18 protein-coding genes and 1 pseudogene are annotated in these 21,264 nt (G+C 71.4%); 10 read left to right on the top strand and 9 right to left on the bottom strand.

Annotation, left to right across the window (positions count from 1 at the left end; genetic code table 11):
- Positions 1 to 71: 71 nt before the first annotated feature.
- Positions 72 to 731, bottom strand: coding sequence for a mismatch-specific DNA-glycosylase (locus CFK39_RS03535; protein WP_089064295.1), 660 nt, complete (start codon positions 729 to 731; stop codon positions 72 to 74).
- Positions 732 to 776: 45 nt separating this feature from the next.
- Between CFK39_RS03535 and CFK39_RS03530 the strand changes: the two genes are divergently transcribed.
- Positions 777 to 1,394 (top strand): thymidine kinase, encoded by a 618-nt coding sequence (locus CFK39_RS03530; RefSeq protein WP_089064294.1) that lies wholly within the window; start codon positions 777 to 779, stop codon positions 1,392 to 1,394.
- Between the two features lie 35 nt (positions 1,395 to 1,429).
- Here CFK39_RS03530 and CFK39_RS03525 read toward each other — a convergent pair whose 3' ends face one another.
- A complete protein-coding gene (locus tag CFK39_RS03525; protein WP_089064293.1) occupies positions 1,430 to 1,897 on the bottom strand; it encodes a nuclear transport factor 2 family protein in 468 nt (155 codons plus the stop codon).
- A gap of 173 nt (positions 1,898 to 2,070) precedes the next feature.
- On the opposite strand from CFK39_RS03525, the pseudogene CFK39_RS03520 reads away from it, so the two are divergent.
- Positions 2,071 to 5,306, top strand: a pseudogene (locus tag CFK39_RS03520) (GH92 family glycosyl hydrolase).
- Here the strand turns inward: CFK39_RS03520 and CFK39_RS03515 are convergent.
- From CFK39_RS03515 to CFK39_RS03500, 4 genes are all read right to left on the bottom strand, one after another.
- Positions 5,240 to 6,106 carry a YwaF family protein gene (locus CFK39_RS03515; RefSeq protein WP_245822885.1) on the bottom strand — a complete coding sequence of 289 codons (867 nt, stop codon included), beginning with the start codon at positions 6,104 to 6,106 and terminating at the stop codon, positions 5,240 to 5,242. The pseudogene CFK39_RS03520 and the gene CFK39_RS03515 overlap by 67 nt on opposite strands.
- Before the next feature lie 159 nt (positions 6,107 to 6,265).
- Positions 6,266 to 8,335, bottom strand: coding sequence for a PTS fructose transporter subunit IIABC (locus CFK39_RS03510; RefSeq protein WP_089064292.1), 2,070 nt, complete (start codon positions 8,333 to 8,335; stop codon positions 6,266 to 6,268).
- 60 nt (positions 8,336 to 8,395) lie between these two features.
- Positions 8,396 to 9,352 carry a 1-phosphofructokinase family hexose kinase gene (locus tag CFK39_RS03505; protein WP_089064291.1) on the bottom strand — a complete coding sequence of 319 codons (957 nt, stop codon included), beginning with the start codon at positions 9,350 to 9,352 and terminating at the stop codon, positions 8,396 to 8,398.
- Positions 9,349 to 10,110: a DeoR/GlpR family DNA-binding transcription regulator gene (locus CFK39_RS03500; protein WP_089064290.1), complete on the bottom strand. Its 762-nt coding sequence runs from the start codon at positions 10,108 to 10,110 to the stop codon at positions 9,349 to 9,351. Before CFK39_RS03500 ends, CFK39_RS03505 begins: the two co-directional genes overlap by 4 nt.
- A 229-nt stretch (positions 10,111 to 10,339) precedes the next feature.
- Between CFK39_RS03500 and CFK39_RS03495 the strand changes: the two genes are divergently transcribed.
- Both CFK39_RS03495 and CFK39_RS03490 read left to right on the top strand, forming a co-directional pair.
- A complete protein-coding gene (locus CFK39_RS03495; RefSeq protein WP_157697046.1) occupies positions 10,340 to 12,424 on the top strand; it encodes a BCCT family transporter in 2,085 nt (694 codons plus the stop codon).
- Positions 12,425 to 12,525: 101 nt separating this feature from the next.
- On the top strand, positions 12,526 to 13,038 hold the full coding sequence (locus CFK39_RS03490) for a phosphoribosyltransferase (RefSeq protein WP_089064289.1): 513 nt from the start codon (positions 12,526 to 12,528) through the stop codon (positions 13,036 to 13,038).
- A gap of 315 nt (positions 13,039 to 13,353) precedes the next feature.
- Here CFK39_RS03490 and CFK39_RS03485 read toward each other — a convergent pair whose 3' ends face one another.
- Complete coding sequence (locus tag CFK39_RS03485; protein WP_089064288.1) at positions 13,354 to 14,436, bottom strand: DUF808 domain-containing protein; 1,083 nt, start codon at positions 14,434 to 14,436, stop codon at positions 13,354 to 13,356.
- Positions 14,437 to 14,635: 199 nt separating this feature from the next.
- Between CFK39_RS03485 and CFK39_RS03480 the strand changes: the two genes are divergently transcribed.
- Positions 14,636 to 15,283, top strand: coding sequence for an SDR family oxidoreductase (locus tag CFK39_RS03480; protein ID WP_089064287.1), 648 nt, complete (start codon positions 14,636 to 14,638; stop codon positions 15,281 to 15,283).
- Positions 15,284 to 15,413: 130 nt separating this feature from the next.
- Positions 15,414 to 16,595 carry an MFS transporter gene (locus CFK39_RS03475; RefSeq protein ID WP_089064286.1) on the top strand — a complete coding sequence of 394 codons (1,182 nt, stop codon included), beginning with the start codon at positions 15,414 to 15,416 and terminating at the stop codon, positions 16,593 to 16,595.
- Here the strand turns inward: CFK39_RS03475 and CFK39_RS16655 are convergent.
- Positions 16,585 to 16,884: an acylphosphatase gene (locus CFK39_RS16655; RefSeq protein ID WP_245822883.1), complete on the bottom strand. Its 300-nt coding sequence runs from the start codon at positions 16,882 to 16,884 to the stop codon at positions 16,585 to 16,587. The genes CFK39_RS03475 and CFK39_RS16655 overlap by 11 nt on opposite strands.
- 297 nt (positions 16,885 to 17,181) lie before the next feature.
- Between CFK39_RS16655 and CFK39_RS03465 the strand changes: the two genes are divergently transcribed.
- Positions 17,182 to 17,904, top strand: a complete 723-nt coding sequence (locus tag CFK39_RS03465; protein WP_089064285.1) for a PepSY domain-containing protein — start codon at positions 17,182 to 17,184, stop codon at positions 17,902 to 17,904.
- Between the two features lie 52 nt (positions 17,905 to 17,956).
- Here the strand turns inward: CFK39_RS03465 and CFK39_RS03460 are convergent, their stop codons facing one another.
- A complete protein-coding gene (locus CFK39_RS03460) occupies positions 17,957 to 19,129 on the bottom strand; it encodes an amidohydrolase (protein ID WP_089064284.1) in 1,173 nt (390 codons plus the stop codon).
- Positions 19,130 to 19,214: 85 nt separating this feature from the next.
- Between CFK39_RS03460 and CFK39_RS03455 the strand changes: the two genes are divergently transcribed.
- The 3 genes from CFK39_RS03455 (at position 19,215) to CFK39_RS03445 (ending at position 21,142) form a co-directional block, all read left to right on the top strand.
- Positions 19,215 to 20,084 (top strand): PPK2 family polyphosphate kinase, encoded by an 870-nt coding sequence (locus CFK39_RS03455; protein ID WP_089064283.1) that lies wholly within the window; start codon positions 19,215 to 19,217, stop codon positions 20,082 to 20,084.
- 62 nt (positions 20,085 to 20,146) lie between these two features.
- Complete coding sequence (tpx, locus tag CFK39_RS03450; RefSeq protein WP_089064282.1) at positions 20,147 to 20,644, top strand: thiol peroxidase; 498 nt, start codon at positions 20,147 to 20,149, stop codon at positions 20,642 to 20,644.
- A 117-nt stretch (positions 20,645 to 20,761) separates the two neighbouring features.
- Entirely contained in the window at positions 20,762 to 21,142 is a 381-nt protein-coding gene (locus CFK39_RS03445; protein WP_089064281.1) for a DUF488 domain-containing protein, read from the top strand.
- The last annotated feature ends 122 nt before the right edge of the window (positions 21,143 to 21,264 follow it).

Raw genomic sequence — 21,264 nt, 5'->3', positions numbered from 1 at the left:
ACCTTTCCATGCGCCTTCGGCCGCCGCAAGCGGAATGCGCTCCACGACGATGCGGCCGCGCCCGGTGGCCGTCAGTCCTCCTCCTGGTACGCCACCCCCGCGGTGCGGGCGACGTCGCGCCAGGTGGCCGCCAATGAGGCGATGTTGGCGTGGGCGTTCAGCCCGCTCGGCTGCGGCACCACCCACAGCGGGACCTCCGCTGGCCACGCCGCCACCTCGGCCGGGTCCTGGAGCCCCAGCCGGGCCTTCGGCAGCGCATAGGCGGTGCGGAACGCGGTGATCCCGGCGATCGCCACCGTCCGCGGCCGCAGCACGGCCACCCGGGTCACCAGGTCCTGGCCCGCCTGTCGCAGCTCCTCACGGCTGAGCTCATCGGCGCGCACGGTCGCCCGGCCGATCATGTTGGTGATCCCGATACCGCGCTCGTGCAGGTCCTGCTCGTCCTCGGCATCCAGCCCGCGGGATGCATCGACCAGCCGGGAGGTGAGCCCGGCGCGGTGGAGCGAGGGCCAGAACCGGTTGCCGGGGCGGGCGAACGGAGCATTGACCGCGGCTGTCCAGAGCCCCGGGTTGATGCCGACGATGAGCAGGCCCAGAGGCGCGTCCCCGCCGGGCCCGGCAGGATCCGGCAGCACATCATCGATCGCTTCCGGGTCCGGGGTCGCGAATGCGGGCAGATCATTCCTGGTGGGCTTGCGGCCGGCCAGCGGGGAGGGGCGCCGAGTGCTCATCCATCCACGGTACCGGCGCCCTCGGTAGCCGCGTAGCCTGCTCCCATGCGCGCCATGGAGGCAGGACGACTGCACGTGATCGCCGGTCCGATGTTCGCCGGCAAGAGCGAAGAGCTGCTGCGCAGGGTCCATCGGGCCCGGCTGGCGGGTCTCGAGGTCGAGGTGATCGGGCACAGCCTCGACTCGCGAGGGGGAGCGGACCGCCTGAGCACCCACGCCGGGCGCAGCACGCCGGCACGGATGCTCCAGCGGGCCGAGCAGCTGCAGATCCCGCCCGGGGCGGGTGGCTCCGACGACCCCGGACTCCCCGGCCCGCCCGACATCATCGCCATCGACGAGGCGCAGTTCTTCGGTCCGGACCTCGTCCCCGTGATCGAAGGTCTGCTGGAGGCCGGCATCCAGGTCGAGGTCGCCGGGCTGTGCGTCACCTTCGACGGGGGCCCGTTCGCACCCCTGCCCAGCCTGATGGCGATGGCCGAGGAGGTCGTGAAGCTCACCGCCGTGTGTACGGTCTGCGGCGCTGACGCGGCCTTCCATGTGCGGCTGATCGGTGATGGGGCGTCGGCGCTGGAGAGGACCGCTGCCCAGGTGGGCGGGGCCGAGTCCTACCAGGCGCGATGCCGCAGCCACCGGGTGGGCGACCCGCCGCGGAGCCGTCCCTGACACGTCAGGCGTCGACACGGCGCCCCGGGGAGCGATCAGGTGATCGGCTCACCACCCTCGGCGACCAGCTCGATCACGTCGAGATCCCATTGGCCGTCGATACGGCGCACGTAGTAGCGGAGCTCGACCTCGACGGCCTCGCCGTTGTCGGAGTAGGTCTCGGTGACCTCGAAGATCGCATAGCCCTGGCGGTTGATCCGATCCTGGACCCGGTAGTCGATCGCGCTGACGTCGCCCAGGGTCTCCTCGAAGCTCTCGCAGCTGGTCAGTCCGGTCACCCGGCGGAAGTCATCGGTGGTGGACTCCATGAACAGCTCGCAGTCGGTGTTCTCGAGGGAGGAGTAGAAGTCCTCGAGCGTGGTCCGCGGATTTCCGCGCGTCAGCACCTGGAACGCGATGACGACCGCGAAGATGCCCACCACCAGCAGTCCGAGAGCGCCGGCACCGCCGAGGAGCAGCCAGTGCCACAGCGGGCGCCGGGGCCGACCGGACGGGGACGGCATCGGCCGCCCCTGCGACGGTTGTGCGTAGACCATGGAACTCTCCCGAAGGCGCGTGGCGGTGCGTGGTACAGGAGCAGTATTCCCCGTCGTGGCGCAGGACGCGATGGGGAGCGGTCCCCGATGCCGGACCTGCCTCGTCACCGAGGGCCCGGCCTGTCGATAGCCTTGCCTCCATGATCGTCACCGCAGACCCGGGGCCCGTCGGCTCACCGACCAGCAACGACGCGGCGGGTTTCCTCGCGCCGTCGGCCGTGCGCTTCACCGGCGCCGCCGGGCAGCGGTGCGAGGTGCCGCTGCCGGGCCATCCGGGCGCCGAGACGCTGACCGGCCGGGCGATCGCGCCCGGGGATCTCCTGCGCTGGTTCGTGCACCCGGTGCTGGAGGCGGCCCAGACCTGGGGTGCGACCTTCGTCGCGGTGGACCTCGTCCTGGACGACGGCAGCCGGCTGTCCTCCCATGCCCCTCGTGACCAGTACGGGACCCTGGCCACGGCGCGCGGTCTCGGCGAGGGTGAGATCCTCTATCCGGACCAGTGGAACGACGTGCAGATCGAGCTCACGGCCCTCGTCGGCCGCACCATCACCGAGGTGCTGCTGGTCCTGGATGCGCCGGCCGACCCCGAGATCGACCTGCTCGACGGGATCGAGGGTCCACTGCCGGAGGCACCGGAGCTGACCGGCTGGATCGACGGCCCCTACCTCGCCCCGCGCCCGCAGGACCCACCGCTGACAGACCCGGTGGCCTGGGTCGACACCCGCCGCGGCACCCACGCCTCCGGCGACTTCTCCCGCGGCAACACACTGCCGCTGACCGGGCTGCCCAACGGCTTCGCCCTGTTCACCCCGGCCACCGACGCCCGCACCCGGCGGTGGATCTACGAGTACCACCGCGCCAACGGGCCCGACAACCGTCCCCGCCTCCAGGGGATGGCGGTCTCCCACCAGCCCAGCCCCTGGATGGGGGACCGCCAGCAGTTCCTGCTGATGCCGCTGCTGGGGTCGTCACCGCAGACGGCGCCGACGGCGCGCGCACGCGGCTTCGACCATGACGGGGAGACGGCCCGACCCGATCTGTACGAGGTCGCGCTGGACGGCGGGCTCGCGCTGCGGCTCGCGCCGACGGACCACGGGGCCGTCTGCGAGATCGATCTGTCTGCTCCGACGGCGCAGCCCGAGGACCTCCACCTCCTGCTCGAGGGCGTCGACGAGCACGCCCGCATCGACGCGGCCGGCGCCGTGTTCGACGGCCGGGTGCACGCCTGGGTCGATTCCTCACCCGCGCAGGGAGCCGAGCGCACGGAGGGGGCGACCCGCATGTATGTGGTGGCAGAGGTGGAGCCGGCGCCGGTCTCGGTGGCGCCTGCCCGAAGCGGGAGCACCGGCAGCGTGCTGAGCTTCGCTCCGGGCACCCGGAGGGTGACCGTGCGCCTGGCCACCAGCTATCTCGGTCTCACCCAGGGCCACCGCACCCTCGCCCAGGAGCTCACCGGACGCTCCTTCGAGGAGATCCGCACTGCCGCGCACGGCGCCTGGACGGAGCGGCTGCAGGTGATCGAGGTGCCCGAGGCCACCCCGGCGCAGCGCCGCACCCTGTACGGCAACCTCTACCGGCTGAACCTCTACCCCAGCTCCCACTGGGAGGACGCCGGCACCCCCGCCCGGCCGGAACCGGTGCATGCGAGCCCGGTGCTGCCCGGCAAGGGCGAGGCCACCGACAGCCGCAGCGATGCGCAGATCCTGCCCGGCATGCTCTATGTGAACCACGGCTTCTGGGACACCTATCGCACCGCCTGGCCCGCTTATGCGCTGCTGTACCCGCAGCTCGCGGCGCAGCTCGCCGACGGGTTCGTCCAGCAGTACCGCGAGGGCGGCTGGATCGCCCGCTGGTCCTCACCCGGCTACGCGGACTGCATGACCGGTACCAGCAGCGACATCGCCTTCGCCGATCTCCAGGTCAAGGGGGTGCCGCTGCCGGATCCGCTCGCCGCCTACGAGTCCGGGCTGCGCAACGCCACCGTCGCCCCACCCTTCCCGGAGGTGGGGCGCAAGGGCAACGAGCGGGCCGTGTTCACCGGCTACGTCGACACCGACACCGCAGAGTCCGTCTCCTGGGCGCTGGAGGCGCACGTCAACGACGCGGGCCTCGCCGCCCAGGCCGAGCTGCTCGCCGGTCGCGCCGCCGAGGAAGGTGACGAGGGGGCAGCGACGCAGCTGCAGGAGGAGGCGAACTATCTGCGGGCCCGCAGCCTGAACTACCCGCTGCTGTTCGATGCCGCGATCGAGTTCTTCCAGGGGCGGCGGCCCGACGGCGGTTTCGCGCAGAGCCCCCAGGAGTACGACCCACGGGTGTGGGGCGGGGACTACACCGAGACCGATGGCTGGAACTTCGCCTTCCACGTCCCCCACGACGGAGAAGGGCTGGCGTCGCTGTACGGCGGTCGGGACATGCTGCGCGGGCGTCTCGAACAGTTCTTCGCCACCCCCGAGCGGGCGGACCTCCCGGGCAGCTACGGGGACGTGATCCACGAGATGGTCGAGGCGCGGGCGGTGCGGCTGGGGCAGTTCGGCATGTCCAACCAGCCCTCCCACCACATCCCCTTCCTCTTCCACCACGTCGGCGCCCCGAGGAGGCCTCCCGGATCGTGCGCGAGGTGCACCGGAGACTGTTCGTGGGCGAGCAGATCGGCCAGGGCTACCCGGGCGATGAGGACAACGGCGAGATGAGCGCCTGGTGGCTGCTGACCGCGCTGGGCCTGTACCCGCTGCAGCTGGGGACCGGCCGCTACCACCTGGTGGCCCCGCTGTTCCCGCGCGCGACCGTGCGCCCCCTGGGCGGTGCGGCCTTCTCGGTGACGACCGAAGCGACGGCCCCCGAGGACGACTGCATCACCGGGATGACCGTCGGGGACCGCGAGCACCAGGATTCCTGGATCGACCATGCCGACCTGCGCGGAGAGCTGCAGCTGCGCCTCGGGGCGGAGCCCACCGGCTGGGGAGGGGTGCCGCCCGCACCCACCGCGCCCGGCGAGCGCCCGCAGCCGCTGCGGGACCTGTTCGCCGCGGACCCCGCCGACCCCCTGCGCGATGACGACTCCCGCACCGAGCAGCAGTTCGACGCCGCGAGCGTCGTGATCGACCTGCCCGAATTGGGTGAGCCGCTGCAAGCCCGCTTCCTCACGCTCACCTCCTCCGCCCGCGCCGGCGCCGACCCCATCGCCTGGCGGCTCGAGGGCTCCGACGACGGCCGGACCTGGCAGACGCTGGACGAACGGGCCGGACAGAGCTTCCGGTGGCGCCGCCAGACCCGCTCCTTCGAGATCTCCGCCCCGCGCCCGTGCACGCATCACCGCCTGGTGATCACGGCCTCCGAGGGGCCGCTGCGGCTGGCCGAGGTGGAGCTGCTCGCCTGAGAGCGGCCGGGCCGGCGCACCAGGCCGCCCCGCCCGAGGGCCGGAGCCCCGGCGCGTCGGTCCAGCAGCACCCAGGGCAGCGTCATCAGCGCCCAGACCACCGCGATCAGCGACGCTTCGAGCAGCAGGTACTGCGGCCACGGGCCGAGCAGGTCGAGGATCGAGGCGCCGTCGGGTGCACGGTTGAGATAGCCGTAGTTCGCGCCGGTCAGCGCATTCGCGGTGAAAGCGATCGCCGCCCAGCCCGCCGTGACCGCGTAGGCGAGGCCGTAGCCGCGCCAGGTGGGATGGAAGCGCAGCCCCCACATCAGCACCACGGGGCCGAGCACGCCGCTGAGGTGCGCGATCCAGTACTGGACGAACTCCAGTGGGATCCACACGAAATAGTTCACGTCCGGGGTGAGCACCGACTGCAGGTTCAGCGTCAGGCCCCAGAACCAGCTGACGACGACCGCCCAGGGTGCCCGGGTGATCATCGCGACCGGGAGCAGGAAGCGCAGCGCATCGGAGTAGTGCAGCGGCAGCGACTCATCGAGGTTCCAGGCCCAGGGCATGAACCCCCAGACGGTCCAGAACACAGAGTTGGCCAGCAGGGCCCAGCCGGTGATCCGCAGGATCCGCTCCACCCGGTTCCCGTCGCTGCGGCGGGCCCAGAGGATCAGCACCGCCGCAGACACCACCAGGAGCAGGAGCATGCTGACATGCGCAGTGCCGTAGGCCGGCATGTGTCCCAGGGACCCCTCGGCCAGGACCTGCCCCGGTCCGGCCTGGATCTGTGTCGAGGTCCCGCTGTCCCGCATCGACGCCCCCTGTGCTCCGCTGTGCCCGGGTCCTGTGCCGGTGCGTCGCCGCCCTGCGCAGAGCCTTCGGTGCCAGGGCCGAGCATACGGAAGCGCCCCGCCGTGGCGGGGCGCTTCCCAGGGACCGCCCGTCGTGCTCGGGCCTGGCGGGAGCCAGGATCAGGCGATGGCTCCCCGGCGGCGCTGAGAGACCTCCTTCAGCACGGTCACCAGTGCACCGGCGACCAGGGTGCCGGCGAGGATCGCGAGCAGGAAGCCCCAGATCGGGGAGATCGCGAAGGCGACGAAGATGCCGCCGTGCGGGGCCTGCGAGCCGACGGAGAAGGCCATGATCAGCGCACCGGTGACGGCACCGCCGGTCATCATCGACGGGATCACGCGCAATGGGTCGGCCGCGGCGAAGGGGATCGCACCCTCGGTGATGAACGCCGCACCGAGCAGCCAGGCAGTGGCACCGTTCTCCCGCTCGACGGGGGAGTAGAGGTGACGGCGCACCACCGTGGACAGCGCCATCGCCAGCGGCGGGACCATGCCCGCGGCCATCACGGCGGCCATGATCTCGAAGGAGGCCTCGGTGCCCTGCGAGAGGCCGGCGGTGGCGAAGAGGTAGGCCGCCTTGTTCACCGGGCCCCCGAGGTCGAAGCACATCATCAGCCCGATGATCACGCCGAGCAGGATCGCCGAGGAGCCGGACATGCCCGTCAGGGCGTCCTGGAGAGTCGTCATCAGCGCGGCCAGCGGACGGCCCAGGAAGAGCAGCATCAGACCGCCCACCACGAGGGTCGTCAGCAGCGGGATGATCACCACCGGCATCAGACCGGCGAGCCATCGCGGCGGGGTCAGGGTCGTGAACCACAGCGCGACCAGCCCGGCGAGCAGCCCGGTGACCAGACCGCCGAGGAAGCCGGCGCCGACGGCCAGGGAGATCGCGCCGCCGATGAAGCCGGGCGCGATGCCGGGGCGCCCGGCCAGGCCGAAGGCGATGTAGCCCGACAGCGCCGCGACCAGGAAGCCCATTCCGAGGCTGCCCAGCGTGAACAGGACCGCGCCGAGGTAGAGGGCCAGGCCCGCCCGGTCCGTCTGCAGCATCCCGGCCGCGCCCTCGTACTCCTGCGCGCCGGGCAGGGAGGAGAGGGAGTAGCCGGTCGCGACGTCGTCGGCGACGAAGGCGACGTCGAACCCGCCGACCAGGAAGCCCAGCGCCATCAGCAGGCCCCCGGCGGCGACGAACGGGATCATGTAGGACACGCCGGTCATCACGGCGCCCTGGATCCGGCGCGGCCAGGACTGCTTGCCCGCCGAGCCCGTGTCCTCGCCCGCGGCGGAACCGCCCCCGGCGGGTACCCGGGCGGCGGCGGGGTCGGAGGCCGCGGCCACCGCCTCGTCGATCATCTGCGGACCGTGCGAGATCGCGCGCTTGACCGGGTGCTCCACCAGCGGCAGGCCCGCGAAGCGCTCCCGGCCGGAGATGTTGACGTCCGCGGCGACGATCAGTGCGCTCGCCGCAGCGATCTGCTCCGGGGTGAAGGGGGTGATGCCGCCGGATCCCTGGGTCTCCACATGCAGCGCGACGCCCTTGTCCTTCGCAGCGTTCTCGAGCGATTCGGCCGCCATGTAGGTGTGGGCGATGCCGGTGGGGCAGGAGGTGATCGCCAGCAGCACCGGGGCATCCCCTCTGGTGTCGCCACCGGCGGGAGCGGTCGTGCCGGCCGCTGCGGCGCTCGTCGCCGCGTCATCCGGGGACGCTGCCGCGGCCGGGGCGGAAGCCGGAGCCTCTGCCGGCTCGAGCACCCCCATCACCAGGTCCGAGACCTGAGCCGGCTCCGTCGCCGCACGCAGCTCGGCGAGGAACTCAGGGCGGATCAGCGCGCGCGAGAGCTGGGCCAGCAGCTGCAGGTGCTGGTCATCGGTGCCGGCGGGGGCCGCGATCCCGATGATGAGATCGGCAGGGCCGTCGGCGGAGCCGAAGTCCACGGGCTCGGACAGACGGAGGACGCCGAGCGCCGCCTCCCGCACCGCATCGGTACGGCAGTGGGGGATCGCGAAGCCGCCGGGCATCCCGGTGGCGAAGGACTCCTCGCGCTGCAGCAGGCCGGCTTCGAGGCCGTCGCGGTCGGCGCGACCGGTGGCGGCGATGAGATCGGCCATCAGGCCGATCACGGCGGGCTTGTCACCGGGCGGCGCGACGTCGAGGCGCACCAGCTCAGGGGTCATCAGGGGACCGGACATGGGTTCTCCTTCGAACAGTCTCATCCCGGGCGGCGGGACGAGGGAGGGCGGGGTGTGGGGTCAGAGTCGGATGACGCGATCTGCGTCCGGACGGACCTGGTCGGGGCGGGGGATGGTGGTGCCGGGGAGGCCGACGGCGGCGGTGCCGTAGGCGAGGGCGTGGGCGAGGCGCTCGCCGGGGCCCTCGCCCCGTTCACGGGCGATGAGGTATCCGGCGGTCGCGGAGTCCCCGGCGCCGACGGTGGAGACCACCGGGCCGGCCGGGGAGGGGGAGAACCAGGCGGCGTCGTCGGTGGCGAGCAGGCCCCCGGCGGCCCCCAGGGTCACCAGCACGGCGCCCACTCCCTGCCGGTGAAGCTCCAGGGCGGCGTCCCGCACCCCGGTGAGCTCGCCGGCGGCGGCCTGCTGCTCCAGCAGCGTGCCGTCGGTCCCCACGATCTGCCCGAGCTCCTCCGCATTGGGCTTGAGGAAGTCCGGGGCGGTCCCGGGCAGTGCCGCGGCCAGCGCGGTCAGCGGTGCGTCGGAGGTGTCCACCCCGACACGGGCCCCGACACCGTGCAGCGACTCGATCAGGCGCACGTAGGTGTCCACCGGCAGGCCCGGAGCGAGGGATCCGGAGAGCATGACGCTGTCGCCGGCGGTGACGGAGGCCAGCAGCAGTTCCTGGAGTGCCGTGACCTCGGCGGCGGAGAGGGTCGCGCCGGGCTCGTTGAGCTTCGTGGTGATCTCCGGGCTGGAGAGCACGGTGAGGTTGGTGCGCACCCGGCCCGCGACGGCGCAGCTGCGGTGCGGGAGCCCGACGGCCTCCAGCAGCGCCAGCAGCGGGTCGGAGGGAGCGGCGGGGAGCACGGCCAGGACGGGCAGGCCGGCGCGGTGCACGCCGAGGGCGACGTTGATGCCCTTGCCGCCGGGCTGAGTGCTCTCGGCCCCGATGCGGTGCACGCCGCCGGGCGTGAGCGGGGCGCCCAGATCCACCGTGCGGTCCAGAGAGGGATTGGCGGTGAGGGTGATGATCATGCGAGGTGGACCTCGATCCCGGCATCGGCGAGGAGCTGCTGCAGATCGGCGGGGGGGTCGGCGTCGGTGATGAGCGCGTCGATGTCGGTCAGGGCCGCGAAGCTGACCAGGTGACGGGCGCCGATCTTCGTGGAGTCGGCGAGCACCACGCGCCGTCCCGCAGAGCGCACCATCGCGGTCTTGACCGCGGCCTCATCGGGATCGGGGGTGGTGAAGCCCTCGGCGTCCAGGCCGTTGCAGCCCAGGAAGGCGACCTCCGGGTGCAGGGGGTGCAGCGCCTGGACGGTGGAGGAGCCGACGGCCGCCTCGGTGGTGGGGCGCACCCGGCCGGGCAGCACGTGCACGGCGAGATCCGTGTGGACCAGGGCGCCCTGGGCGATGGCCGGGGCGTTGGTGATCACGGGACCACGGCGGCCGGACAGGTGGGGGAGCAGCTCGGCGGTGGTGGTGCCGGCGTCCAGCAGCACGGCGGCCCGCGGGTCGCTCGGGAGCAGGGCCGCGGCGACGCGGGCGATACGGCGCTTGGCCTCGATGTTCGTCACGCGACGCGAGACCAGGTCCGGTTCGACCTCAGAGGTGCGGCGGGGGACGGCTCCGCCGTGGACCCGCACCAGCAGGGCCTGCTCGGCGAGCTGGTCGAGATCGCGGCGGAGGGTCTCGGTGGTCACCTCGAACCGGGCGGCCAGCTCCGTGACGGTCACCCGGCCGGTGCGGGAGAGCTCATCGAGTATCCGGCGCTGGCGTTCTCTGGCGTACATCGGTCCACCTGCTTCATCGGAGGGACGGAGGCGGTCGACGGAGGAGCCGGGTACCGCGATGATCCGAAGACTACCCACGAAAACCACAGAGAACAAGAGTGGGAGTGTGTTGTTTTGTGGTTCGTGGGATCCGGTGCTCGATGCGGCGTTCCCGGTGCTGCGGGGCCGATCGACGGTTACAGTGAACGCTGCGCCGACAGCGAACGCCGCGCCGACCCCTGGAGGATCGATGGACCGTCCCGACCCTGAGCACCCGGAGAGCCGCACTCGGCAGTCCGCAGCCGCCGAGACCCCGCGCGGCACGGCCGCCGCGGCCGACGAGTACGCGGCCCAGCGGCGCGTCCGCCTGTTCACCACACGCCAGCAGGCCCGCCGCTTCCTGTCCGAGGTGAACTACCCCCACCGCATCCACCCCGCGCTCGTGCCCGGTGTCTCCGTCGATGACCAGAAGGTGCGCTATGGCGTGGACCGGGGGATCGTCGTGGCGGTCGGGGCGCTGATCATCGGATTCGTGGTCTGGGGCGCGCTCTCGCCGCAGCAGGTGTTCGACGTCTCCGGCGCGGCGCTGAGCTGGGTGATGACGAATCTGGGCTGGATTTTCAGCGTGATCGCCATCGGCATGGTGCTGGTGCTCCTCGTCCTGGCGTTCTCCCGCTACGGGAAGATCCCGCTGGGCCTGGACGGCGAGAAGCCCGAGTACGGGACCGCCTCCTGGGCGGCGATGCTCTTCGGCGCCGGCATCGGCATCGGCATCATCTTCTTCGGCCCCTTCGAGCCGCTGACCTACTACCTCTCGCCGCGCCCCGGAGCGCCCTACGACGCCGGATCGATCGCCGCGATGAAGGGGGCGATCGCCCAGTCCGCCCTGCACTGGGGCATCAACGCCTGGGCGATCTACGCGATCGTGGGGCTCGCGGTCGCCTACGTGTCCTTCCGTCGCGGGCGGGTGCCGCTGATGAGCGCGATCGTCTCGGGACTGTGGGGCGGGGACTCGAGCTCCCTGCCCAGCCGCATCATCGACGGCCTGGCGATCATCGCGACCCTCTTCGGCACCGCCGCCTCCCTCGGCATCGGCGCGATGCAGATCGCCCGCGGCGTCGAGATCGTCACCGGGCTGGGCACCGCCGGCAACGGGGCTGCGATGGGGATCATCGGGGTGCTGACCATCGGCACGATCGCCTCTGCGGTCTCCGGGGTCAACCGCGGCATCCGCTGGCTCTCGAACATCAACATGGCCCTCGCCCTCGCGCTCGCGGTGTTCATCTTCGTCGTCGGGCCGGCCATCTTCCTGCTGAACATCATCCCCGGGGCGATCACCGAGTACTTCGGCACCCTCCCGGCGATGCTCGGCGCCAACATGTCCGAGGGCGAGGACATGCAGGCGTTCCTGTCGTCATGGACCACGTTCTACTGGGCGTGGTGGGTGAGCTGGGCCCCGTTCGTCGGCGTGTTCACCGCGAAGATCTCCCGCGGCCGCACCATCCGCCAGTTCGTGCTCGGCGTGCTGCTGATCCCCTCGTCGATCATCGTGCTCGCCTTCGCCGTGCTCGGCGGGACGGCGATCTGGCTGCAGCGCCGAGCCAGTGAGCTCGACGCCGCGGGCAACACCGTCGGGATCGCGAACCCGGACGCGGCGATCGCCCCCGACGGCACGATCGACTCGCTGCCGCTGCCTGCAGAGATCTTCTTCGCCGTCATCGACCAGCTGCCCGGCAGCGTGGTGATCTCCGCGATCGTGATCGTCATGCTCGGGATCTTCTTCGTCACCTCGGCGGATTCCGCCTCGCTCGTGAACTCCCAGCTGTCCCAGAAGGGAAACCCCTCACCCCGGCGGCTCATCACCGCGTTCTGGGTGCTGTGCATGGCCGGGATCGCTGTGGTGATCCTGCTGTTCGGCGGCGAGAACGCCCTGAAGGGTCTGCAGAACCTCATCGTCGTCACCGCGCTCCCCTTCGCCGTGATCCTCATCCTGATGGTCGTGGCACTGGTCAGGGAGCTGCGCAACGACCCGATGGTCATCCGGGACCACTACCAGGAGATGGCGGTGGAGAACGCCGTCAAGGTCGGGGTCGCCGAGTACGGCGACCACTTCGCGCTCAGCGTCGAGCCCACCAGCACTGACAGCGAGTTCGCGACCGGAGCCGAGTTCGACTCCACCGCCGCGGAGGTCACCGACTGGTATGTGCGCACCGACGAGGAGGGCAACCCCGTCGAGTACGACTACGAGACCGGTCGATACCTCACGGAGAGCAGTGCGGAGCAGCCCGGGCCCGCACCGGAGCAGGATGGTTCCGGAGGCTCCGCACAGGGGTGAGGCATCCGCCATCGTCACCGCGCTCGGGACTTCTCGGGTGCCCGCGGACCGTTACCATCGGAGCACTCTGCGAGCACCGCACCCCCAGGAGAAGAGCACCGATGTCCCAGGCCTTTCACGCCGACTCGTCCGACCTCGTCGCCAAGGAGGTGCTGACGTGGGAGCTGTTCGGCACGGCCTCGCGGGAGCTCGCACAGTCCATCACCGATTCTGACTTCGACCCGGAGATCATCATCGCGGTCGCGCGCGGCGGTCTGCTGCCGGCCGGCTCCCTCTCGTACGCGCTGGGCCTGAAGCTCGCTGACGCGATCAACGTCGAGTTCTACACCGATGTCCACGAGACGCTGCCGGACCCGGTGCTGCTGGCCCCGATGCTGGACACCGAGTCGATCCAGGACAAGCGGCTGCTGGTGGTCGACGACGTCGCCGACTCCGGCCGCACCCTCGCCCTCGTGCTGGACCTGCTGCGGGAGATGGGGGCCGACGCCCGCAGCGCCGTGCTCTACGCGAAGTCCGCCTCGGTGGTCGATCCCGATTTCGTCTGGCGCCGCACCGACGAGTGGATCGTGTTCCCGTGGTCGGCCGAGCCGCCGGTCACCCCGTCGGCCGGCTGAGTCGCGAGTTCAGTCGGCGTCGCCCGCTGACCGACCGAATCACGCGCACCCGCAGTGAGGACCGTCCGCCACGCAGGCCGCTCCCGCACCGTGCCATCGGGCCGCTGCGCCGGTGGCCCGCCGACCGAGCCGTCGGGCCGCTGCGCCGTCGGCCCGCCGACTGAGCCGTCGCGCTGCCGAGCCCGGGATTGTCAGAGAACGTTCCAGATCTGCGGTGGAACTGGAACGTTCTCTGACAATCCCTGATGATCCGGCGATCGGGCGAACCGGCGATCCGGCGATGCATCGATGCGTGCGGCGGTCCGTTGCGCTTGCTCAGCGTGCGTCCGCGGAGGTCGGGGCCGGAGGATCATCGGGGTTGCTGGTGATGCTCCGCCCCAGGCCGGCTTCGCGCTCTGCGCTGTGCTCTGCCCCGAGCTCTGCCCCGCGCTCCGCGCGGAGGTGCGTCGAATCGGGCGCGCCCTCCTCGTCCCCGTGGTGTCCGAAGGGCAGGAGGTGCATGATCACGACGATGACGGCGCCGATGAGCAGCCCGAACACCAGGGAGCACAAGGTGTTGAGCAGCCAGGCGAGCACGCCGCCGACCACGGCGACGCCCGCCACCATCGCCTCGAGATGGTGGACGATGCCGTAGGGCTGGGCAAGCCCGAGATCGTGCGTGCCGACCAGCAGGATGTGGCCACCCACCCACAGCATCGCGACCATGCCCACGTAGCTGATGACGGTCATGACCTTCGGCATCGCCCGGACCAGTCCGTGACCGAACCGCTGCGTGAACGCCGAGTCGCCGTCGGCGGCCATCGCGAGGCCGACATCATCCATCTTCACCAGGATGCCGACGGCGCCGTACACCAGCACGGTGATGCCGATCGCGACCACGATCAGCACGATCGCGCGTGCCCACAGCGAGCCCACCTCGATCGAGTTCATCGAGATCACCATGATCTCCGCGGAGAGGATCAGATCGGTGCGCACCGCGCTGGAGACGATCTTGTCCTCGGCGCCGGGGCCTCTGTCGGCGGCGGGTGCCTGCGCGTGCTTGCCGCGGACCAGCTCCCAGATCTTCTCCGCGCCCTCGAAACTCAGATACAGGCCGCCGAGCATGAGGATCGGGGTCAGCGCCCATGGTGCGAAGACGCTCAGCAGCAGCAGGACCGGCAGGATGAAGATCAGCTTGTTGCGCAGCGAGCCCTTGGTGATCCGCCAGATGATCGGCAGCTCGCGCTTGGGGCTCAACCCCTTCACGTACTGCGGGGTCACCGCGGCGTCGTCGATCACCACGCCCATGGCCTTCGAGCCCGCCTTCGCGGAAGCGGCGGCCACGTCATCGGCGCTGGCCGCGGCCAGGCGGGCGAGCACAGCGACATCATCGAGCAGTGCGGCGAGTCCACCGGCCATGCTCAGGTCCCTTCCTCGAGGAGCGGGCCGCCCGGCAGCGACCGGGGTCAGGATAACCGGGCGGGCCGGCTCCTCCTGCACCGTCGAGCAGCGCTCCGGAGCCATCGGCAGAGCTCGGCCCCTGCACCGAGAATCCACCTGCAGCGAAACGGCCGGCGAGAGGGTCGACGGCGTACGACGGCAGTGACATGGTGAGGACATGGAAATTGCACTCATCGGAGGACATGGCAAGGTCGCGCTGCTCGCGGCACCGCTGCTGGTGGAGGCCGGGCATACGGTCCACTCAGTGATCCGCAACCCGGACCATACGGCGGAGGTGGAGGCCACCGGCGCACGGGCGGTGCTCAGCGACATCGAGACCCTCGACGCCGGAGGCTGGGACGAGCTGCTGCGCGGCAAGGACGCGGTGGTGTGGACCGCCGGCGCCGGCGGTGGCTCACCGCAGCGCACCCGCGCCGTCGATCAGGACGCGGCGATCGCCTCGATGGACGCCGCCGGGCGCGTCGGCGCGGACCGCTACGTGATGGTCAGCTACTTCGGGGCGGGCCCGGACCACGGGGTCCCGGAGTCCGAGCCGTTCTTCGCCTACGCGGAGGCCAAGGCGCAGGCCGATGAGCACCTGCGCGGCACCCCGCTGGCATGGACGATCCTGCAGCCCTCCGGCCTCACCCTCGAGGAGCCGACGGGACAGATCGCGCTCGATGCCGCCGAGGCGGGCACCGTCTCCCGCGGCAACGTGGCCCGCACGATCGCGGCCGTCCTCGAGCGTCCCGGCAACGCCGGGAAGACGCTGCGCTACAACGACGGCGAGCAGGAGATCGGCGAGGCCTTCGACGCCGTGAGCTGACGGGGCCCGTCACCGACGGCGAGGAGAGCACGTCCCCGGCTGCAGGAGCGGCCGGGGACGTGCTCCTTTCGGGGGACCGAGGTGCCCTATCGTGTGAGCGTTCGACCAGGCCGGAGACCGAAGGAGCACAGTGGACAGCGCACGCCGATGGGCAGGGGTGGTGGCGCTCGCCATCGGGATCTTCGTGCTCATCACCGTCGAGGAGCTGCCCATCGGCGTGCTCAGCGTGATGGCCCCGGATCTCGGGGTGAGTGAGGGCGCGGCCGGACTCGCGGTCACGGTCCCGGGGATCCTCGCCGGCGTGGTCGCCCTGTGCACCCCCGTCCTCGTACGAGGCCTGGACCGACGGCTCGTGCTCGTCCTCGCGCTGGCCTCGGTGGCGCTGTCCTGCGCGCTGAGCGTGATCGCCCCGACCTTCGCAGTGCTGCTGCTGGCGCGGCTGTTCGCCGGGGTGGCGATCGGCCTGTACTGGGCGGTGATGGCGATCGTCGCCCTGGGGCAGGTGCCCGCGAGGCATGCCGCCCGGGCGCTGACCATCGCCTTCGCCGGCGCCGGGGGAGCACTGGTGCTCGGGGTGCCGGTGGCCGCCTGGATCGGCACCCATCTGGGGTGGCGCCTGGCCTTCGCGGTGGTCGGAATCGCCGCCGCCGTGGTCGCCGCGCTGATCCTGGTGCTGGTCGAGCCCGTGCACTCCCCCGTGAAGGTGACCGGCTCGATGATGCTGGCCGCCGCCCGCACCCGCGGGGTCCGCTACGCGCTCGGCCTCATCGCGCTGGCGGTGGTGGGACAGTTCCTCACCTACAGCTACATCAGCCCCGTCCTGATCGAGCGCGCCGGGGTGGGGCTGGAGAACATCGGGCTGATGCTGCTGGTGTTCGGTCTCGCCGGGCTGGTGGGGAACTTCGCGATCGGCCCGCTGGTGCGCCGCAGCCCGCCGGCGGCGGTGCTGGTGGTGGTCGCCGGGATCGGCCTGAGCCTGCTCGCCGTGCTGACCGTGATGGACGACCCGCAGCGGGCGATCGCGGTGATGGCGGGATGGGGGCTGTGCGTCGGCGCGATCTCGGTGGCGATGCAGGCCTTCATCGGCTCCGAGGCGAGCGATGTCCTGGAGGAGGCCACCGCGCTGAACAGCGCCGGCTTCAACACCGCGATCGCGATCGGGGCCCTGATCGGAGGCCTGATCCTCGACGCCGCCGGACTCACCCCCATGATCCTCACCTCGGTGCTGATGGTGGGCGGCGGGACGCTGCTGATCGGCCACTATCTGCGCACCTCCCGGGTCCCGCACCCGGCGGCGCCGCTCAGCCGGTGATCCGGAACGCGGTGACGCCGCGAGGGTCCTCCCGGCGCACATCGATCCCGTCCACCCGGGCGCTGGAGGGCCCGCGGCGCAGCTGATCGATCATCGCCTCCACGGCCTCGGGACTGCCCTCGAGGGCCGCCTCGACGCTGCCGTCCAGCAGGTTCCTCACGGTGCCGCCGACTCCCAGCCGCGACGCCTCGGCGGCCGCATCCATCCGGAACCCGACCCCTTGCACCCGGCCCCGCACGCGCACGATCCGTCTGACCCGCTCGGCCCCGTCCTGGACGTCCTCGCTCACGCTCGCTCCCCTCTCTCGATAACCCGATGCCGGGCCGCGCCCGGCTCGGCGGCCCCGGCTGATCGTCGCGCCGCCGCGGTCCTCTCGCGTCGATCGATCGTAGCCCTGCTCGCTCGCGTCCCTCCGCTGCGCGTCGGCGTGAGCGCGGGCAGATGAAGCGGGGATGAGAGTCCCCTCAGGTTCTCCCCCGACCTCGGGCCTCACCCCTACCCTGGGCACATCAGGCATCATCACGGCCGTGACATCGGGACCGCGCCGCAGGACTGCGGCGGTCCCTCCCCAGGAAGGTGGTCCGCCATGACCCGCACGATCCTCCGCCCCCGTCGCACCGCCCGCGCCGCAGCGCTGGGCGCGCTCGTCATTGCCGTCGCCGCGGGCTGCGGCGGCACGGACCAGGGGGAGGACGGCGCCGCCCCCGCGGACGAGCCCGGCACCTCCCAGGAGGGCGGCGGCGACTCCGACGGTGGTGGCTCCGAGAGCAGCGCTCCGGCCGATGACGACGCCACCGACGACGCCGCGAGCGATGGCGGCGGGGACGCCCCCGGGGAGCAGGAGCCCGCGGCGGACGCCCTGCCCGCGGACGCGGATCTGGCCACCGAGGAGCTGCCGATCTCCGCCGAGCGCGCGGTCGAGATCGCCACGGAGACGGTGGGCGGCGGCGACCTGGTCCAGGTCGAGATCGATTACGACCAGCATGTCGGGGCATGGGAGTGGGAGATCGAGCTCGTCATGGACGGCTCCCAGCACGAGCTCGACATCGACGCCACCACCGGCGAGGTGACCGAGCACGACGTCGACGAGGACGACGACCAGGACCCCGTGGTCGACGTGACCTCGCCGATGACGCCCTCCGAGGCGATCGAGATCGCCGTCGACCAGGAGCCCGGGCGGGTCAGCGGCTGGGAGCTGGACTCCGAGGACGGCTCGATCCGCTACGAGATCGAGATCGACCGGGCCGACGGCGGGGACATCGACGTGGAGATCGACGTCGAGACCGGCGACATTCGGATCGACGACTGATCCCGGCGGCGCGCCGGCTGCTCACCGGCGCGCGAGGCGGCCCCTCGCTCCGTCAGCGCGGGGCGATCACCGGCTCGCCGGCCGCGTCGCGATGCATCACCTCGCGACCGCCCTGCCACACGCGCAGCGTCCGATTCCGCACATCCAGCGGGTCACCCTCCCACAGCACCAGGTCCGCGTCCTTGCCCGGTGCCAGTGAGCCCAGCCGCTCGGCGACCCCCAGCACCTCGGCCGGGTTCAGGGTGATCGCCCGCAGCGCGTCGGCCGGAGCCATCCCGTGCTTGACCGCGAGGGCGGCCTGGTCGATGAGGAACTCGATGGGCACCACCGGATGGTCGGTGATGATCGAGACCTTCACCCCCGCGGCAGTGAGGATCCCGGGAGCCTTCGGGGTGCGGTGACGCACCTCCACCTTGGACCGCGAGACGATCAGCGGACCGTAGAGCACCGGCACCCCGGCCTCCGCGATCCGGTCGGCGATCAGGTAGGACTCGGTGCCGTGGTCCAGCACCAGCTCGAAGCCGAACTCCTCGGCGATCCGCAGCGCGGTGGCGATGTCGTCGGCCCGATGCGAGTGCTGACGCCACGGGATCTCCCGCTCCAGCACCCGGCTGAGCGCCTCGGAGACCAGATCCGAGTCCCGCTCCTCCGCCGGCTTCGCAGCCCAGGCCCGGGCCTTCGCGAAGGCCTGCCGGATGGTCAGCGCCACGCCGAGCCGGGTCGAGGGAGTCTGCGTGCGCTCGCCGTAGACCCGCTTGGGGTTCTCCCCGAGCGCGGCCTTCAGCCCGGAGGGGCTGCGCAGCACCATCTCATCCACCACCCGGCCGTGGGTGCGGATCGCGACGGCGAGGCCACCGATCGGGTTCCCGGAGCCGGGGTTGACGTTCACCGCGGTGATCCCGCCGATGATCGCGTCGTCGAAGCCGATCTCGACGGGATTGATCGCATCGATCGCCCGGGCCGCAGCCATCACGGGCCCGGTCATCTCGTTGGTGTCCTCCCCGGCCCAGCCCTCGCCCTCCTCGGAGACCCCGAGATGCACGTGGGCATCGATGAAGCCCGGCAGCAGCCAGCCGCCCGCCGCATCGAGGACCTCCGCCTCCGGCGGGACCTCCAGCTCCGGGCCGAGATCGGTGATGCGGCCGTCCTGGATCAGGACGGTGCCGTCGAAGGGCTCGCCCTCGATCGGGACGACGTGGGCATGGGTGATGGCGGTGAGAGTCATGCCACGACATTCCGTCGCCGGGGCCGCGGAGTCAAGTCGGCTGCGGGACCCCGCCCCGCCCAGAGGCAGCGGCTACTCTTCCCCCATGTCGAAGAAGACCCCGCTGGCCGACCAGACCCCCACCGGATTCCCACTGACCTCCGGCTGGAGAGGAGACGTCACCGACCTCGATCCGCGCGCCACCCCCGGCTTCCGCGGGAAGAAGGCCGACGGCAAGGAGCTGCTCCGGCTGCGCAGCCGGGCGCTCGATGACCTGCAGGAGCGCCTGTACGCAGCGCACCATGGGCGCTCCGGCGGCCGCTCCGTGCTGCTGATCGTGCAGGGGATGGACACCGCCGGCAAGGGCGGGATCATGCGGCACGTGGTGGGGAACGTGGACCCGCAGGGCGTGGACATCACCGCGTTCAAGGCACCCACCCCGGCGGAGAAGCGTCATGACTTCCTGTGGCGGATCCGCAAGCACGCCCCCGCTCCCGGGATGATCGGGGTCTTCGACCGCTCGCAGTACGAGGACGTGCTGATCCATCGGGTGCACGGCTGGGCCGACGCCGCGGAGATCCGCGAGCGCTATACCGCCATCAACGCCTTCGAGCGCGAGCTCGCCGAGGCCGGCACCACGGTCGTGAAGGTGATGCTCCACATCTCCCGCCAGGAGCAGGGTGGGCGATTGATGGAACGGCTGGAGCGGCCGGACAAGCACTGGAAGTTCGACCCGACCGATGTCGACGAGCGCGAGCACTGGGACGACTACATGGAGGCGTACACCCGGGCGCTGCGCGCCACCTCGACCGTCGGCGCCCCCTGGACCGTGGTCCCGGCCGACCGCAAGTGGTATGCCCGCATCGCCGTGCAGCAGCTGCTGCTGGATGCGCTGGAGGGAATCGACCCGCAGTGGCCCGCGGCGGACTACGACGTCCAGGAGCAGATCGGGCGGCTGCGCGCGACGATGGACTGACCGCGTCGCCGGTTCTCAGCGGCCAATTTGTGCCGTTGCGCTCGAAAGATGATGATGGAGGCATGACTTCCGTTACTTTCCACAACGATCCCGTCACGACCGTCGGCGAGCTGCCCGCGCAGGGCTCCGCACTGCCGGCTTTCGAACTGGTCGGCCAGGACCTGTCCACCGTCACCAGCTCCGACCTCGCCGGTAAGCGCGTCGTGTTGAACATCTTCCCCTCGCTGGACACCGGCACCTGCGCGATGAGCGTGCGGAAGTTCAACGAGCTCGCCGCGGGTCTCGAGAACACCGTGGTCGTCTGCGTCTCCGAGGACCTGCCCTTCGCCCAGGCCCGCTTCTGCGGCGCCGAGGGCATCGAGAACGTCGTCACCGGCTCCGCCTTCCGCTCCTCCTTCGGTGAGGACTTCGGTGTGACGATGGACGACGGTCCGTTGGCGGGCCTGCTCTCCCGCGCGGTCGTCGTGACCGACGCGAGCGGCAAGGTGGTCCACACCGAGCATGTCGCCGAGGTCACCGAGGAGCCCGACTACGAGGCCGCGAAGGCCGCCCTGGTCTGAGCCGCACCGCTCCTGGGACCCGGTCCGCGCTGTCGCGCAGGCCGGGTCCCTGCGTTTCCCCCACCCACCGCATCACTGGTGCCCCACCGCTGGTGATCGCCCACCGAAGGAGTCCTGATGACCGCATTGCACATCGACCTGGCTCGCGTCCACGACATGCTCGACGACGAGGGTTCCGGCTCGACGGAGTTCCGGGTGCTGGTGGACCGGCTGTGGCCTCGGGGCGTGAAGAAGGAGCGCCTGCGCTACGACGACTGGGACAAGGACGTCGCCCCCAGCTCGGACCTCCGCACCGCCTTCCACAGCGGGGAGCTGGACTTCGAGGAGTTCTCCGGCCACTACCGCAGGGAGCTCGACGACTCCGGGGCCGCCCGGGCGCTCCGGCAGCGGGCGCTCGACGCCGGTGCGACGCGCCTGGTGCTGCTGTTCGCGGCGAAGGACACAGAGCACAATCACGCCCAGGTGATCCGCGATGCCGTGGCTGAGGCGGGGGACTGACAGCACGACAGAGTGCGGGGCCTGGATCGGTCAGGACGAAGGTCGCCGGTCCGGGATGAGAGGGATCCCTACCGTTGAGGCGAGCTCGTCGCGGCAGCGACGGAGATGCTCCACCCCATCAG

This window comes from Brachybacterium avium, from assembly GCF_002216795.1.
In the GTDB taxonomy this organism is placed as follows: domain Bacteria; phylum Actinomycetota; class Actinomycetes; order Actinomycetales; family Dermabacteraceae; genus Brachybacterium; species Brachybacterium avium.
This window is presented reverse-complemented; position numbering and strand designations above follow the sequence as displayed.

What these genes read in the sequence shown, in the direction of transcription:
- CFK39_RS03535 (WP_089064295.1), bottom strand. Translation starts at nt 731, where the DNA reads ATGAGCACTCGGCGCCCCTCCCCGCTGGCCGGCCGCAAGCCCACCAGG.
- CFK39_RS03530 (WP_089064294.1), top strand. Translation starts at nt 777, where the DNA reads ATGCGCGCCATGGAGGCAGGACGACTGCACGTGATCGCCGGTCCGATG.
- CFK39_RS03525 (WP_089064293.1), bottom strand. Translation starts at nt 1,897, where the DNA reads ATGCCGTCCCCGTCCGGTCGGCCCCGGCGCCCGCTGTGGCACTGGCTG.
- CFK39_RS03515 (WP_245822885.1), bottom strand. Translation starts at nt 6,106, where the DNA reads ATGCGGGACAGCGGGACCTCGACACAGATCCAGGCCGGACCGGGGCAG.
- CFK39_RS03510 (WP_089064292.1), bottom strand. Translation starts at nt 8,335, where the DNA reads ATGTCCGGTCCCCTGATGACCCCTGAGCTGGTGCGCCTCGACGTCGCG.
- CFK39_RS03505 (WP_089064291.1), bottom strand. Translation starts at nt 9,352, where the DNA reads ATGATCATCACCCTCACCGCCAATCCCTCTCTGGACCGCACGGTGGAT.
- CFK39_RS03500 (WP_089064290.1), bottom strand. Translation starts at nt 10,110, where the DNA reads ATGTACGCCAGAGAACGCCAGCGCCGGATACTCGATGAGCTCTCCCGC.
- CFK39_RS03495 (WP_157697046.1), top strand. Translation starts at nt 10,340, where the DNA reads ATGGACCGTCCCGACCCTGAGCACCCGGAGAGCCGCACTCGGCAGTCC.
- CFK39_RS03490 (WP_089064289.1), top strand. Translation starts at nt 12,526, where the DNA reads ATGTCCCAGGCCTTTCACGCCGACTCGTCCGACCTCGTCGCCAAGGAG.
- CFK39_RS03485 (WP_089064288.1), bottom strand. Translation starts at nt 14,436, where the DNA reads ATGGCCGGTGGACTCGCCGCACTGCTCGATGATGTCGCTGTGCTCGCC.
- CFK39_RS03480 (WP_089064287.1), top strand. Translation starts at nt 14,636, where the DNA reads ATGGAAATTGCACTCATCGGAGGACATGGCAAGGTCGCGCTGCTCGCG.
- CFK39_RS03465 (WP_089064285.1), top strand. Translation starts at nt 17,182, where the DNA reads ATGACCCGCACGATCCTCCGCCCCCGTCGCACCGCCCGCGCCGCAGCG.
- CFK39_RS03460 (WP_089064284.1), bottom strand. Translation starts at nt 19,129, where the DNA reads ATGACTCTCACCGCCATCACCCATGCCCACGTCGTCCCGATCGAGGGC.
- CFK39_RS03455 (WP_089064283.1), top strand. Translation starts at nt 19,215, where the DNA reads ATGTCGAAGAAGACCCCGCTGGCCGACCAGACCCCCACCGGATTCCCA.
- tpx (WP_089064282.1), top strand. Translation starts at nt 20,147, where the DNA reads ATGACTTCCGTTACTTTCCACAACGATCCCGTCACGACCGTCGGCGAG.
- CFK39_RS03445 (WP_089064281.1), top strand. Translation starts at nt 20,762, where the DNA reads ATGACCGCATTGCACATCGACCTGGCTCGCGTCCACGACATGCTCGAC.